The sequence below is a fragment of the Niabella hirudinis genome (genome assembly GCF_051201075.1).
GTDB classification, from domain to species: domain Bacteria; phylum Bacteroidota; class Bacteroidia; order Chitinophagales; family Chitinophagaceae; genus Niabella; species Niabella hirudinis.
The window spans coordinates 561711-576985 of the sequence record NZ_JBPEHJ010000002.1 but is presented as its reverse complement, the minus strand read 5'-3'; the positions used below and the strand labels follow the sequence as shown (position 1 = coordinate 576985).

At 46.4% G+C, this 15275-nt stretch carries 15 protein-coding genes; 8 read left to right on the top strand and 7 right to left on the bottom strand.

Going from position 1 to position 15275, the window contains the following annotated elements; all coding sequences use genetic code 11:
- Positions 1-255: 255 nt before the first annotated feature.
- Positions 256-1374 carry a TolB-like translocation protein gene (locus GGU45_RS05885; RefSeq protein WP_435222870.1) on the top strand — a complete coding sequence of 373 codons (1119 nt, stop codon included), beginning with the start codon at positions 256-258 and terminating at the stop codon, positions 1372-1374.
- 8 nt (positions 1375-1382) lie between these two features.
- Here GGU45_RS05885 and GGU45_RS05880 read toward each other — a convergent pair whose 3' ends face one another.
- The 5 genes from GGU45_RS05880 to GGU45_RS05860 all read right to left on the bottom strand — a co-directional run bounded on the left by GGU45_RS05880 (position 1383) and on the right by GGU45_RS05860 (position 6274).
- Positions 1383-1766 (bottom strand): hypothetical protein, encoded by a 384-nt coding sequence (locus GGU45_RS05880; RefSeq protein WP_435222868.1) that lies wholly within the window; start codon positions 1764-1766, stop codon positions 1383-1385.
- A gap of 87 nt (positions 1767-1853) precedes the next feature.
- Positions 1854-2339 carry a Spy/CpxP family protein refolding chaperone gene (locus GGU45_RS05875; RefSeq protein ID WP_435222866.1) on the bottom strand — a complete coding sequence of 162 codons (486 nt, stop codon included), beginning with the start codon at positions 2337-2339 and terminating at the stop codon, positions 1854-1856.
- Positions 2340-2344: 5 nt separating this feature from the next.
- Positions 2345-2671 carry a hypothetical protein gene (locus GGU45_RS05870; RefSeq protein ID WP_435222864.1) on the bottom strand — a complete coding sequence of 109 codons (327 nt, stop codon included), beginning with the start codon at positions 2669-2671 and terminating at the stop codon, positions 2345-2347.
- 91 nt (positions 2672-2762) lie between these two features.
- Positions 2763-3338: an RNA polymerase sigma factor gene (locus GGU45_RS05865; protein WP_435222862.1), complete on the bottom strand. Its 576-nt coding sequence runs from the start codon at positions 3336-3338 to the stop codon at positions 2763-2765.
- Positions 3339-3388: 50 nt separating this feature from the next.
- Positions 3389-6274, bottom strand: a complete 2886-nt coding sequence (locus GGU45_RS05860; RefSeq protein ID WP_435222860.1) for an outer membrane beta-barrel protein — start codon at positions 6272-6274, stop codon at positions 3389-3391.
- 188 nt (positions 6275-6462) lie between these two features.
- Here GGU45_RS05860 and GGU45_RS05855 point away from each other — a divergent pair, with 188 nt between their 5' ends.
- Together GGU45_RS05855 and GGU45_RS05850 are read left to right on the top strand one after the other, a co-directional pair.
- Complete coding sequence (locus GGU45_RS05855; RefSeq protein ID WP_435222858.1) at positions 6463-7041, top strand: DUF5606 family protein; 579 nt, start codon at positions 6463-6465, stop codon at positions 7039-7041.
- 154 nt (positions 7042-7195) lie between these two features.
- A complete protein-coding gene (locus GGU45_RS05850) occupies positions 7196-8917 on the top strand; it encodes a M3 family oligoendopeptidase (protein WP_435222857.1) in 1722 nt (573 codons plus the stop codon).
- On the opposite strand, the gene GGU45_RS05845 is transcribed toward GGU45_RS05850, so the two are convergent.
- Together GGU45_RS05845 and GGU45_RS05840 are read right to left on the bottom strand one after the other, a co-directional pair.
- Positions 8918-9820 carry an energy transducer TonB gene (locus GGU45_RS05845; RefSeq protein ID WP_435222856.1) on the bottom strand — a complete coding sequence of 301 codons (903 nt, stop codon included), beginning with the start codon at positions 9818-9820 and terminating at the stop codon, positions 8918-8920.
- A gap of 141 nt (positions 9821-9961) precedes the next feature.
- Positions 9962-11329, bottom strand: a complete 1368-nt coding sequence (locus GGU45_RS05840) for a S8 family peptidase (protein WP_435222854.1) — start codon at positions 11327-11329, stop codon at positions 9962-9964.
- 246 nt (positions 11330-11575) lie between these two features.
- On the opposite strand from GGU45_RS05840, the gene GGU45_RS05835 reads away from it, so the two are divergent.
- The 5 genes from GGU45_RS05835 to GGU45_RS05815 all read left to right on the top strand — a co-directional run bounded on the left by GGU45_RS05835 (position 11576) and on the right by GGU45_RS05815 (position 15271).
- Positions 11576-12091 (top strand): DUF2911 domain-containing protein, encoded by a 516-nt coding sequence (locus tag GGU45_RS05835; RefSeq protein ID WP_435222852.1) that lies wholly within the window; start codon positions 11576-11578, stop codon positions 12089-12091.
- 100 nt (positions 12092-12191) lie between these two features.
- Positions 12192-13409 carry a beta-ketoacyl-[acyl-carrier-protein] synthase family protein gene (locus GGU45_RS05830; protein ID WP_435222850.1) on the top strand — a complete coding sequence of 406 codons (1218 nt, stop codon included), beginning with the start codon at positions 12192-12194 and terminating at the stop codon, positions 13407-13409.
- 18 nt (positions 13410-13427) lie between these two features.
- Positions 13428-13679 (top strand): phosphopantetheine-binding protein, encoded by a 252-nt coding sequence (locus GGU45_RS05825; protein ID WP_435222849.1) that lies wholly within the window; start codon positions 13428-13430, stop codon positions 13677-13679.
- Positions 13680-13862: 183 nt separating this feature from the next.
- Positions 13863-14753, top strand: a complete 891-nt coding sequence (locus tag GGU45_RS05820) for a lysophospholipid acyltransferase family protein (protein ID WP_435222848.1) — start codon at positions 13863-13865, stop codon at positions 14751-14753.
- Positions 14754-14854: 101 nt separating this feature from the next.
- The gene (locus GGU45_RS05815) at positions 14855-15271 is read left to right on the top strand and encodes a hotdog family protein (RefSeq protein WP_435222847.1); all 417 of its coding nucleotides are present in this window, start codon (positions 14855-14857) and stop codon (positions 15269-15271) included.
- Positions 15272-15275: the final 4 nt, after the last annotated feature.

Below are 15275 nucleotides of genomic sequence, written 5' to 3'. Positions count from 1 at the left end.
TCTCCTCGGGTGTAAGAAAAAATCATTATACATAGGGTTTGTTTTTCCCTGGGATTATTTTTCGTTGTGCAACGGGCGGAATGCAATTGTTTTTTATACCCTGATATGCTAAAAAAAGTTAAATAATGGGGCGTGGAGCAACAAAACAGTTTTGAGAGCGTCATATAGTTGATAAGGTTATACGATTGCAATTAAAAGAATTCAGCATTGATAAAATTGATTACAGCGTTTTTCCTGGTCCTTTTTTCAGGGAGTATGTCAGCACAAACACCAAAGGTTCAAAACCGGCTGGAGTGGTTTGAGAAAGGAACTATTATCCAGGGAGTTTCCATTAATAATGATGGAGATCGGCTGGTTTTTGTAAAACGGCTCCGTGATACAAGCGGCTTACAGGATAAAACAATTGCAGCAGAAAAAGGCGTGGAGAACCTGCTTCCGGCCGGGGGCGATACCCGCCGGCGGCTGGATCCGGTTATCGTGTATTATAACATGGCCAATCGCCGCCAGATGCTGCTGGACTATGGCTGGAGTCCCAGATTTTCGCCCAATAGCAACCGGGTTGTCTATGCACACCAGGAAAAACCCCTGGGCAACGCAAGAATCGTAGCCGGATCGCTTGGAGGAAATGATATCCGCATCTTTGATTTACAATCAAAAAAAACAACGGTGGTTGTGGCGGCTCCCCGCGGCTTTTTAATGGAGCCGGTATTTACTGATTCCGCCCGGATCATCTACAAAACGGGGGATGCAGTAAACGGACCCTATGCTGCAGGCATCTCCTTTAGCAGATACAACCTGGTTACCAAAAAAACAGAATTATTGCGGGGTGCAAGGATCCAGCACCGGCTGTATGACCTGATGGGGGAGGTATACGGCTCAGGCAATCAATATGCTTTTACGGTATATAGCCCGCAGGATTCGGCACCGGGACTTGCCAATGAGTACGCCCATTTACTGATGCGGGGTAATGATACGCTGCACCAGTTTGGCATTCGCCATTTCAGTAACCTGGATTTCAAGTTTGCGCTGCTTCCCCGGAACCAGCTGGTTTATTTGGACGACAACCACCTGATGACGGAAGATACCAGCTTTCTCGCTTATTATCAGGCCGGGAAGCTGATAGCAAAGAAGCCGGTTGATTTTGAATTTGTAAAAGCCTGGCTGAGCCCGGATGGGCGGTTTCTATTTTATACGAATAATAAACAGGAAGCTTTCGTGGTAAGAATCAGTGATTTTTCAAAAACGCAGTTACCGCTTGCAAAGAAGGAAATCCACTCCGTGGTTTGGGCCAGTGATGGAGGGCAGGTGGCCATTGTGCAGGATCATGATGCCATTATAGGAACAGATATCCTGCGCCTGTTTACCGTAAATTAAAATGAAGGTTATTTCTTTCCGCTTTTCCGGATGGAGGGCTCAATATCTTCTTTCCACTTCTTATATTCTTCTGCGCTTAGCGCTTTCTTAAGCTGGCTGTCCCGCTCTGTAAAAAGGCGGTCGTTTTGTTTCCGAACGCTCTGGTAGTCCTGCTGCAGTCCCTGCGCCAATGTGGATGAACCCTGTATATTGTTACGAAGCTTATCCTGCGCCGCATAGAAATCCGTAAAAATGGTTTCAATACTGCTCCTTTTTGCCTTGTCTGGTTTAATGGTTGTGTCAAATTTTGCCAGGACTGTATTCACCTTATCCGCAACTCCTTCTTTTTGGGCATGAAGGGTGGTGTTCAATGCCAAAAGCAGGCCTAAAACGAGGATAAAACTGTTTCTCATGTTACAAAATTATACTATTTGATACCATTTATATACTACAAGAGGTATTTTGCAGGTAAGAAAGTTGCAAGGGGGGGTGATTTTTATTTATTTGGAGCTCCCGGGGGGAATGGGGCGCCCGTTTCTGCCCTGCCGGATGATCTTGGTCATGAGGGAGTCATATTTTGGTTGCTGCTCAGGGGTGCAGATGGCGCGGGTGGCTTTGAAATGATGAAACGATTTTATTTCTGCCTGTTTTTGCAGGATGGCGATAGAATCTGCGAGGGCTTCTACCGTGCTGTCCGCAACAACGGGTTGCCTGGTCAGATCAAAAAGGTGTTGCTTTATCTTCCGGATCTGTTCCATATCCGCTTTGGCGCCGGCCCATTGTTTTTGTTTGAGTTGTTTAAATTGTTCGATCTGGTTATCCGTAAATCCCACTTCATTTTTCAGGGCTGCAGTAAACCCTTCGCGTTCCCTCTCGGGGTGCGGCTTTTTTGAAAAAAAGAAGGTATATGCCAGCAATGCCAGATTGGTGATCAGCAGCAGTGCGATGATAAAAATAAGGGTTCTGTTACGTGCCGAATTGTTCATTCCTGTTATTTGTTAAAATCATAGCTGGTATTGGACGCCAGGATAAAATTTTCATTTTGCAGAATATCCGATTCTGTTCCTGCTGTGAATACCGTCTCGGTCTTTTGCTTGCTGTTTGCATCTATAATAAGATACACGTTCACCGTAACAACCGACAACAGGCAACAGATAGCTACCACCGGCTTTGCAATGATGCTGCTGGTCCTTGTCCAGAAATTGGATTCCTCATTCAGGCGTGCCCGTACCCTTGTGTACATAAAAGGCCTTGCTTCGGCTCCTTTTATACCATCAAGGCTGTTAAGGATGGCTTCTATATGATTTTGTTCTTTCATCAATAAACGGATTTAACATGTTTGATGATGCCTACTATACCCTAAATATATCTGATTAAATAGTATTTGACGTCTTTTTTAAACTTTTCTTTTACTCCCGGGGTTTGTAATCCTTTTCGAGGATCTTTCTCAGGTTGTTCTTTGCCCGGTGTAGCAAGGATTCAACAGAAGATACCGAGGTTTGCAACACTTCACTTACTTCCTGATAGCTAAGGCCCTCCACTTTATTCAGAATAAATGCGATACGCTGATTCTCAGGTAGTTGGTCGATCGCTTTAAACAGAATCGAAGCATTTTCCTTTTTGTCCAATACTACGCCCGGATGCTGAAAGTCCGGCGGGTTTATCACAACCTGGCTGTCGTCTCCAAAAATGCTACGTACAAAACCAAACCGCTTTTTCCGCTTCTTTTTCCGTTCAAAGTCCAGCGATTTGGTGGTGGCTATCCGGTAGATCCAGGTAGACAATTTGGATTCCCCTTTAAAAGCGTGGATCGATTGAAATACCTGTACAAATACTTCCTGTGCAATATCCTCCGCATCGGCTTCACTCTTTACAATTGCCAGGCAGGTGTTGTAAACCATATTCTGGTAGCTGTCCACCACTTCTTTAAACGCGGCTTCATTGCCCTGCCTTAATTCCTGTACAAGTATTTCTTCTTTCAGCAATGTAATACCGGTTAATTCAGCGATATTACAAAAAAAATAAATAGTACCGGCTAAAACATTGGTCCGCCGGGGCGGCCGCCACCGTGCATCATACCCGGAGGGCCTCCCTGCCATTCGCGTCTGCGCTCACCGCCTTCTTCACGGGTAGATGTTCTTCCTTTTCCAAAATTGCGCAGGCTATACGTAAAGGTGAGCATAAAGTACTGGCGCAATACCATGTTACGGGCATCGGTAATATAGTTGGCATTTACGGTCCTCGAAATGCTCTGATTCTGGTTTAGCAGGTCAAAAACGGAAAGCTTCAGTTCTCCCGCCTGCTTTTTCAGGAATTTTTTGCCGATGCCTGCATTCCACAGCCAGAAAGATTGATTCATGCCGGCCGTCAAACCGGAATAGTTCTGGTAAGAAAGGTCATTTTGAAGGAACCATCCATTTTTTGAAAGCAGGTTCGCAAAAAAACCTCCCGTTTGGGTTACATAGCGGTTGGCTGTAGTGCGCTGGTCGGTGCTGGTAGTATTGTTGAACTGGGCATTGTAGGATAAGCTGAAATCCACATATTCACTAACATTGCTGCCCAGTACCAGGCCGGCAGAGATACCTTGGTTGGTCGTGCGGGTGCTTTGGTAGTCGATCATGCCGGGCGCCTCCTGGTAGGTATACCCGGTATTGATGTTCAGGTTTGATTTTATTGGTTTCAGCGGCAGACTATAGGTTAGGAAAGTATTGAGGTTTTTATACCCGTTCATATTGACAGGTTTGCTGAACTGAGCGCCTTTCTTGATCTCAACTCCGTTAATTACGGAGTCCTGCATTGGAAAATAGGTAGCTGTAGTAATATAGTTATTGGACAGCTGGCCAAATATATTCAGAAAAAAGCTTTGGCTGTTGCGGGTATTTGTATAAGAATACCTTGCAGAGCCCCAGTTGGTGGTGGTTTGCTTTAGTTCGGGATTACCGCTGCTGATACTCAACGCATTGCTGGCGTCTACAACGTCCTGCAGCTGGTTAATGCTGGGGAAGTCATTGCGCATGCGGTAAAAAATGCGGAAATTACTATACCGTCCAATTTTCTTCATCCATCTCAGGTTGGGTAATACCGTATTAAAGGTCTGATTTACGGTAGAAGTAGTCGGATATACCCGGGTACTTTGCAACAGGGTGTTCTCAAAATCGAGCCCTACAGAAAACTGGTTATCCCTGCTTTTCCCAAGCCTATAATCCACTTCACCGGTATGGGTTTTAATGGTGTTGTCAAATTTGTTGGATTGCAGCTGGTTAAAATCATTGTACCCGTTTCCATCGTAATCAAAAGTTTCCTGGTCTGCCTTGTTTTTTTGTACCTGGTAGCTATATTCAAACTGGAACATTCCCTGCTGGCCTACGGGTTCCGTATAAGTAGCACGGCTCCGGTACTGGTTCCCGTTTGTATTGTTATTGCGATACTGGTTTACCAGCGAGTCCAGGCGCGTTCCGGAGTTATAATAGTTCAACATATTATAATTGAAAGCGGAGCCATCGTTTTTGCTATGTGAGGTCTGCAAACCGATAGAGAAGGTTCTGCCCTGTTTGGCAAAAGAGTGGCGGTACATCAGGTTGTTGTTGATGTTGAACCCGTTCCGGTTGTTGCTGGAATGCCCGTTCGCATTATTTAATGAGTCAATGCTTCCTCCATCTGGCAAGAGGTAGGTATGTGTTTCCGATTGTGCATTGGAGCTATTATTCTGGAAACTCAGGCTGGGGATGAAATAGATGGAGTTATTGGAATCAATCTTGTATTCCAGACGCATATTAAAGCGATGGTTATTATTATTTGCTGTATTGAAATTCTTGCTGTTGACAAACCTGGAGTTGGTAAGGTATTGCGTATTGGTTTCGGACTCATTGGTAGAGTACTGGTTGTTGAAGAAATAGCTGGCTGCTACATCCACTTTCTTTCCCCATTTATCACCATAGTTCACGCCAAAAGCGTTGGTTTTGCTGATACCGGGGGTAAGGCCTACCATAAAATCGCCACCGCCGCCACGGTAACCACCCCCACCGCCGCCTCTTCCGCCACCGCGCCCGCCGCTTGAGGTAACACCCAGCAGATCCTGCTGCGCAAAATTTTGCTGGTTGATATTATTAAAGTTTCCTACCAGGGAGATCCGCCGGCTGCCGTTAAAAAGGCTGGTATTACCGCCCGCGGTATAACGGCTGTCTGTGCCATAGCCCGCAAAAATACGCCCGAATTGGCCGTTCCGGATGCCGGATTTGGTAACAATGTTGATCGATTTCTGGGAATTTCCGTCATCAAAGCCGGTTAACTGCGCCTGGTCGCTCATGCGGTCAAAAACCTGTATTTTGTCTACCACCTCAGAAGGGAGGTTCCGGATCGCCATTGTGGCATCATCACCAAAAAAGTCTTTTCCGTCTACCGTTACCTTTTTTACGGCTTCTCCCTGGGCAGTTACGCTTCCGCTGCGGTCTACAGTAATGCCCGGCATTTTTTTGATAAGATCCTCTACGGTGGCATCCGGGTTGGTCTTATACTGGCTGGCGCTAAATTGGGTAGTGTCTCCTTTTTGGGATACGGCAGGAGCGGTAGCAACAATCACTACTCCCTGCAGGGTGGTGGTTTTTTTGGGAATGTATACATCCCCCAGGTCAACATCCCGAAGGGTATCCGAAAGCGTGATGGTGGTGTCCAGGTTTTCAAAACCAATGGAGGTGGCTGATAAAATATAAGCGCCCAGGCTGAGATTGCCAAAGCTGAATTTTCCTTCTTTATCGGAAACGGTGGATGCTTTTACAGTGGCATCGGCAGCGTTTTTCAACTGCACAGTAGCGCCATTTACAATGGTGCCTTCCACCGGGTCCATTAAAGTGCCCTTTATGGATTGGCTGTTTACAACGATTCCGGTCATCACAAAAACGAACAATAGTACAATATGCTTCATAAATATGGGATAAAGTTCATTGGACGATGAAAAAGGTTTAAACTTTCGGTTTGTATTTTTGTTTGCTACTCAAAAGATTGATAATTAGCTGCCGGTTTTGCCGCTGGCGGGAGCCGGATCAAGAAAATTCTATTTTTAAACAGATTCTTAGAAAAAGTCATTTATCTTGCGGCTTTTAAAAAATGACCATGGAGTATAATAAGTTAGTTGCTGTTAGTGGATTATCGGGCTTATTTGAGCTGATCAGCAGTAAAAATGACGGAGCCATTGTGCGCTCCCTGAATGATAAAACAACCAAATTTGCGTCTTCCCGCATTCATCAGTTTTCCCACCTGGAAAGCATTGAGATCTATACAGTAAGGGATAATGTAAACCTGGCAGATGTATTCAATATCATGAAGGCGGATGCTACGCCCCTGCCGGATGCAAAAGATGATAAAGCGGTGAAGGCCTATTTTGAGAAGGTATATGCCGATATGGATTTTGACCGGGTATATGTTTCTGATATGAAGAAAATCGTTAAGTGGTTCGATCAGCTGCAGAAAAATAATATTGAAGTTAAATTAACCCAGGCAGAAGAAGAAGAAGAAACTGCAGCTCCGGAAGTGGCGGAAGAAACAGAAGCGGCACCGGCTAAAAAGAAGCCTGCAGCAAAGGATAAGGAAGAAAAAGCGGTAACAGCCGAAGAAGGCGAAACCAGCAAAAAAGAGAAGGCGCCGGCCAAGAAAGCCGCGGCAAAAAAAGCTGCCAAAAAGAAGGAAGATTAATCACCGGATTATATTGTTATTGATATGGCCCCCGCTATTGCGGGGGCGTATTGTTTGGGATGGTTTGCTTTTTATAAAGTATATTGCTGTTCCCCGTTCCCGGGAGCGTTTTATCCGTTAGCCCCCGCTGTAAAACATCAAAAAAATAATGAACATGAAATTAGATGCAAATATTCAACCGTTAAAACGGAGCTTTTTGGCGGAAAATTTTAAGATAACGGACTGGAATACCCTGGAGCCTTATTTTAAGGATCTTGCAGAACGGGCACTTACCAACCGGGAGGAGCTGGATCAGTGGCTGAAGGATACGAGTGAACTGGAGGCGGTGGTAAGCGAAGAAGCCTGCTGGCGCCAGATCAATATGACGCGGGATACAACGGATACCGCACTGGCCGAATCCTTTACGTTTTTTATGACGGAAATTCAGCCTAAAATGCAGCCCTATGCCGATCAGCTGAACCGGAAATTGATCGGTAACCCGCTTTCGGCCGAACTCACTGGCCCCGGGTATTTTACCTATCTGCGGAATGTGAAGAAAAATATTGAATTGTTTCGCGAAGAAAATATCCTCCTGCAATCGGAGCTGGCAGTAGAGGCGCAGCAATTTGGCGCCATTGCGGGCAAAATGACGGTTACGGTAAATGACCGGGAATACACCCTGCAGCAGGCGGCCAAATTTCTTGAAAACCCGGACCGGGCCCTGCGCGAAAGCGTATACCGGAAAATTGGGGAGCGCCGGCTACAGGACAAGGAGGCGCTGGACGACCTTTTTGATACACTGCTCAAGAAGCGGCACCAGGTGGCCATCAATGCCGGATTTGAAAATTACCGGGATTATCGATTTGCCGAACTGGGCCGTTTTGATTACAGCAAGGAAAACTGTTTTCAGTTTCACGAGGCTGTAAAGGAGCATGTGCTGCCGCTGGTGGATCAGATCTACCGGCAAAAAAAAGAAAAGCTGGGGCTGGAGCAGCTGCGCCCCTGGGATATCGATGCAGAACCGGAAGGAACCGAACCATTGCGGCCCTTTAGTACCGGGAGTGAGTTGGTTGAAAAAGCCATACAATGTTTTAATGCATTGAATCCCTTCTTTGGAGACTGTTTGCGCAGGATGAACGAAATGGGAAGGCTTGACCTGGAAAGCCGTAAGGGTAAGGCCCCCGGCGGATATAACTGCCCGCTGGCAGAAACGGGCGCCCCCTTTATATTTATGAATGCCGCAGGTACGATGGATGATGTAACAACGATGGTGCATGAGGGCGGCCATGCCATTCATTCCTTTTTAACCCACCCGCTGCCATTGTCGGCCTTTAAAGAATATCCAACGGAGATTGCCGAAGTAGCCAGCATGAGTATGGAACTGTTTAGCATGGAGCATTGGACCGGATTTTTTAAAACACCGGAAGAATTAAAACGGGCGCATGAACAGCAACTGGAGCGGGTATTGACGATCTTTCCATGGATTGCCACAATTGACCAGTTTCAACATTGGATTTATGAACACCCAACCCATACGCGGCAGGAGCGGCAGGCGGCCTGGCAACGGATCCTGGCTTCCTTCACCCCCCCAACGCTGGATACCGGCGGGCTTGAGGATTACCGGAATTTTAGCTGGCAGCGCCAGCTGCATTTATATGAAGTGCCGTTTTATTATATCGAATACGGTATTGCCCAGTTGGGGGCCATTGGCCTCTGGCAGCAATATAAAATCAATAAAGAGGAAGCGCTGGATCATTATGTACAGGCGCTTAGCCTGGGTGGCACCGAACCGCTGCCCCGGCTTTTTGAGGCAGCAGGGCTAAGATTCGATCTGTCTCCGGATCATATCAAAGGGCTCATGGAATTTGTAAAGAAGGAGTTGGACGGGCTTAAATAGTTATTTATTGTTTGCGGTAATGGCAAATGTGATGGGCTGCATTTTGTAGGCTTTAATAGAGCGGCCATATTTTTGGGCGGGAGTCCATTTCCCCGAACCCCGGATTACCCCAACTGCCTCATTCTCCATCCCGTATCCATTGCTGGATATTGCCTTTATATCCAGCAGTCGCCCATCTTTGTCAACGATAAATTTAACCATAACCTGGTACCTTCCTTCTGGTGCACCATTTTTTATGGGTACTTTAGCATCAAGAGCACGGGTCAGGTAAGCCCTCCAGGCCTTTGGCCCGCCCGGAAAGGCAGCCTCTTTATCCTCACGGGTATAAAGGCTGTCGCCATTGGTTACCGAGCCATCGGCCCGGTAGATCTTCTCAATACCCGTATTGCCGGAAAAAACAAATGCCCGTAGCTTATGGCCGGTTGTGTCGTATCTGATATCCTGCATGGTATTAAGAACGCTGTCTGTAATGATTTCGTTAAGGATGATGTTGCCTTTAGAATACCGGAATGTTTTTTTAACGGCAACTGCGCCCTTTTTATAAATGATGGAGTCAGTTTGCCGGCCCATACTATCCCATTTCTGAGTAAGGCCTTCCTGTACATTGAATACATAGGACTTCATCTGTTGTATATTACCATTTGGGTAATAGTCGATACTTTTCCCATGTAACACTTGCAGGGATGAGTCGGTATATGCGGCGGAAAACAGTTTTTGATCATTGAGCACTAAATGAAAATCGACCCACACCGCGGAGTCCTGTTTTACTCCTTTTCCATAGATAAAAGCATTTTGCTTTTGCGTGGGAGACAAGGTAACGTCAAGATAATAAGCGTACCGTTTGTTTTGGCCATTTAGGGGAAGCGACACCAGCATTATCAAAGCAGCAAGAATGGTTTTCATATTGAACGTATTTGACTATTTCAAATATATACAACTAGCGGTACATTTTCCTGCAGGCTCATATATTATTTGAGCAGGAAAAACAAAGGCTGTATCAAAGATAACTTTAATACAGCCTCATATAATAAATGGAAGATTTGTTTAAAACCCGCTGATATCCAGTCTGCCGCCGGTAACGCATTTGCCCTTGAGCGAAGCTGTGGGAATGGCTGCGGAAAGGATCGCGTTTTTGATTTGAGTTGCGCTGGCGCCCGGGTGTGTGGATGCATACAATGCGGCTGCGCCTGCTACGTGCGGCGCTGCCATGGAAGTACCGCTCATACCCCCATAAGTGTTATTGAGGTAGGTAGAAACAATCGATTCCCCGGGAGCGCCAATATCCACTGTTTTAGCGCCGTAGTTGGAAAAAGAGGAAAGTCCCCCCGCCTGGTTAATGGAGGCAACAGAGATGATGTTGTTCAATTTATAACTTGCCGGGTACATAGCTGTTTTATCGTTATTGGCGGCGCTATTGCCTGCGGCGGCAATAATCAGGATTCCGGCCTTGCCCGCTCTTTTTATAGCCGCTTCCAGATTTTTGGATTTATCCGTTCCTCCCCAGGAACAGCAAAGCGCTACGATGTTCAGCTTCTGTTTTACTTTTAATGCAATTAAATAGTCGATAGCCTGCACCGCCGAAAAAGTATTGCCGGTACGGCCTTCAATAAATTTTGTTCCCAACAGCTTTACATTCCACACAACACCGGCCACGCCAATGCCATTACCGCCTTCGGCGCCAATAATGCCGGCCACATGGGTGCCATGGGAGTCGGAACCCTTATAAATCTCCGCATCATTATTGTAAAAGTTCCAGCCGTAAACGTCATCGATATACCCGTTGTGATCGTCATCAATGCCGTTGCCGGGAATTTCACCAGGATTAACGCCAGCGTTATTTTTCAGGTCATCATGCTGGTACATATATCCCTGGTCAACAACACCAATATATACATCAGAACCTCCTGTTTTATGGTTGGTCCATGCGGTACTGGCCTGGCATCCGTACCCGCCGGACTGCATGTTCCACTGTGCGTTGGTAAAATAGGGATCATTGGCAACTTCTGTAGTATGATAGATATAGTTGGGTTCAACGAAATCAATATCCGGCTCATTTTTAACATTATCGATTGCCGAAAGCAGTTCTGCTGATGTTTCAACCAGGTCGATCGCACCCTCGTCCTCAAACCCGGGAATGGCACTGGAATTGATTTTGTTTTTGTATTTGCCTTTTAGTTTGGTAAGGATGTTTGCTTTTGCTTTGGCCGAAGCCCCGTCTTTGAATTTTATCAGCAGCTGCCCCGGAACATACGCATCGGTTTGCCCTGGTTGCAGGTGAGATTGTTGAGCTTTGGAGGCAGAAAGGGCGGCCGGCTGCATTGCTTCGGATAGGGAACTGCTTTTTTGACAACTGTAAAGGCACAGGCCGATACACAAACCCATAGTGAGTTTAAATGATTCTCTGATCATCATGGTTTAGAGTTTAAAAATGTTTATTAAAGGGCCGGAACATTGGGCTAAATGTTCCCGGGCTGACGCGAAAGTATTAACAAAATATGATATTTGAACAGTTGCAGCCTTATATCACAACATTTATTTTTACTCCTGATTTTTTATATATCTTTATATACAGCAAGGCTGCTGTTTTTTTATTGAAGGCAATAGTCGTAAGCGTAATGCGGCCGGCAAATATTTTGTACAATTTTTAAAATGGAGTATATGAAAAAATTATTATTTCTTCTGGCAGGGGCCTGTTTGGTAACGGGTGTATTTGCCCAAAATGGCGAAAAGAAAAAGCCGGCAAGTCCCCCGGCTGCTGTTTCAAAAACCGTTAAATCCGGTGTAACTATTTCCATAAATTATAGTCAGCCCTCAGTAAAAGGTCGTACCATTGGCAAGGATGTTGAGCCCAAAGATGGCACCGTATGGCGCGCGGGAGCCAATAAAACAACGCTTTTTGAAATCAGTAAGGATGTTGCCGTTGAAGGAAAATCCCTGCCCGCCGGTAAATATGGTTTACACGTGCTGACCAATGATGGAAGCTGGACCTTTATCTTCAGCAAAAAATGGGATCAGTGGGGCACGGAGTATAACGAGGCGGATGATGCGCTTCGGGTAACCGTAAAAAGCAAAAAACCTGCAAAGTTCTCTGAGGCATTAACCTATACCATCGGCAATAATGGCCGGGTAGCTCTTTTATGGGGCGACCATGAGGCGGGTTTCACTGTAAAATAATTCATGACCTTATAACAGATTGTCTGGGAAGGCCAATCCTTTGGGATGTGGCCTTTTTTAGTGACAAAGACGAATGGGTTTTCCCGCTAAATTTGCACCAATGAACAGAGTTGTGATCACCGGTCGTGGAATTTATTCCTGTATTGGAAAAAATCTCGGGGAGGTAAAAGAATCCTTGTACCAGGGAAGATCGGGAATCATATTTGACCCGGTCCGCAAGGAATTTGGCTACCGCTCGGCCCTTACCGGTTTTGTAGAACGGCCCTCTTTAAAAGGGTTGCTGGACCGGCGCTCCCGGATCATGCTCCCCGAAGAGGGTGAGTATGCCTATATGGCTACGATTGAAGCCCTCCAGGAAGCCGGTCTTTCCGAGGAAGACCTGGCACGGCTGGAGCCGGGCATTCTGTATGGAAATGACAGCTCCGCTAAAGCGGTAATTGAATCCACCGACCTGATCCGCGAAAAAAAAGATACCATGCTGGTGGGCTCGGCAGCCGTATTTCAAACGCTGAACTCCACGGTTACGATGAACCTGGCCACCATTTTTAAACTGAAGGGGATCAATTTAACCGTAAGTGCGGCCTGTGCCAGTGGCTCCCATTCTATCGGGTTGGCTTATATCCTGATAAAAATGGGATTGCAGGATTGCATTATAGCAGGTGGCGCCCAGGAGATTAACCATTTGTCGATGGGGACTTTTGATGCCCTGGGTGCTTTTTCGGTAAAAGAAGATGCCCCGCAAAGAGCCTCCCGCCCTTTTGATAAAGACCGCGATGGGCTGATCCCAAGCGGCGGGGCAGCAACGGTGATCCTGGAGAGCCTGGAGTCGGCACAAAAACGGAACGCCACCATTCTGGGAGAAGTGATCGGTTATGGTTTCTCGTCAAATGGGGAACATATCTCCAACCCCACGGTAGCAGGGCCCGTCAAATCCTTGCGGATGGCGCTGAATGATGCGGGCCTGGAGCCGGGAGCGATCGATTATATTAATGCGCATGCTACCAGTACGCCGGCAGGGGATGCCAGCGAAGCAAAGGCCATCGCGGAAGTATTCGGGGATTGTAATACACCCGTAAGCTCCACAAAGTCAATGACAGGCCATGAATGCTGGATGGCCGGCGCCAGTGAAATCGTGTACTGCAGCCTTATGATGGAGCATGGATTTATGGCGCCTAATATTAATTTTGAGCACCCGGATGCCGATACAGCGGCCTTAAATATTGTAAAAAATACAACGAATAAAAATATAGATGTATTTTTGTCCAATTCGTTTGGGTTTGGAGGAACCAACTCGACCCTCGTTGTAAAAAAGTGGTAATTTGCGCTAATGCTAAGCATGGAGAAAATAATAGAAACGACCAATGCGTTTTTGGTAGATGAATTTGAAGCCGATGCAGGTCTGATAAAACCCGGCGCCAGCCTGAAAGAGGTGCTGGATCTGGATAGTCTCGACTATATTGACCTGGTGGTGGCCCTCGAAAGCAATTTTCATTTCAAAGTACAGCCCGGCGACTTTCTGCCGCTGGTTACCTTTAGTGATTTTTATAATTACATACACGCACAAATCCGGAAAAAAGAGGCGGCATAGGTGGTTTTGTTGCCACACCCGCGCATGAATCAATTCTTTCGCCCGGCCCCGCCAGAATGAATCTTTCGGGCTGGCGTGTTGGTACAGACGGAGGCAAGTCCACTGATGCTTCTATACAGGAAATTAAAAACTTAACCAGGAGTTCAAAAGCATGTAATTAAAAATGATTATTTAGAAGGGAAAATGGCAAACTGGGATGGAAGCTCCAAAGGAAACAAACTGGGCTATAGCATTTTTATAGCGCTTCTGAGAGCCGGTGGCACGGCGCCTGCTTATTTCCTGTTGCGGTTTGTGGCCCTGTATTATTTTTTGTTCAGTACCCGGGCCAACCGGGCCATCAGGTACTACCTTCGCCAGCGATTGCATTATTCAGGATGGAAAGCCATACGGCTGCGTTACCAGGATTATTATTGGTTTGGACAGGCATTGATAGACCGGATTGTAATGATGAGCGGCATCCGCAACCGGTTTACCTTCAATTTTGACGGAGAGGAGCACCTTCGGGAAATGGTGGCCGCAGGAAAAGGAGGCCTGCTGCTGAGCGCCCATATCGGTAACTGGGAAATAGCGGGGCACTTGTTAAAGCGGCTGCAAACAAAGATCAACATTGTTATGTATGATGGCGAACACCAGCAGATAAAGGAGTATCTTGATGGAGTAACAGGCGAGCGCAATGCCCACATTATTATAATAAGGGATAATATATCGCATATTTATGAAATCATGGAAGCACTAAACAATAATGAGCTGGTTTGCATGCACTCCGACCGGTTCCTTAGCGGAAATAAGACCCTGATGGCCGATTTTCTGGGACATCCGGCACTATTTCCAGCAGGTCCGTTTACCATTGCCGCCAAATTGCCCGTACCGGTTTCCTTTGTTTTTGCATTGAAAGAATCCTCCACGCACTATCATTTTTTTGCCACTCCGGGGATGGAGTATCGCAATCATCCCCAAAAAGCCGGCCCGGAGTGGGTTCTGGCCGATTTTGTGCAGCAAATGACCCAAAAAGTGCAGGATTACCCGGCGCAATGGTATAATTATTATCCTTTTTGGGATGAACAGCGCTCCTGAAATGCAGCCCGGAGATCTGAAAAACTCCGGCACCAAACCAAAGTTTTCTGTAATTTTAGCGCGTTGGCCTTAAGCGATAAATGCCAACTGTTTATCAAACAATGAGTATAACCAGGGACATTTTGCCTTATATTCCGCAACGACCACCCTTCGTAATGGTGCAAACGCTGGAGCGTTCGGATGATAGCGGAGCAGCCACACGGTTTACGGTAACAGAAGACAATATACTGGTAGAGGACGGGTTTTTAAAAGAACCCGGACTGATCGAAAATATTGCGCAAACCGCTGCGGCGCGCATGGGTTATCGCTGCAAACTGGAGCAAAAGCCGGTGCCGGTTGGTTTTATCGGGGCCGTACAGCAATTAAAAATAAATCGCCTGCCGGCAACAGGAGAAGTGCTGGACACCACAATTTTGATTAAAAACCAGGTATTTAATGCAACTATTATAGAGGGAAGCATCGCTATAAATGGCGATGTGATTGCTTCCTGCGAAATGCGCATATTTGTTGCCGGATAAAATC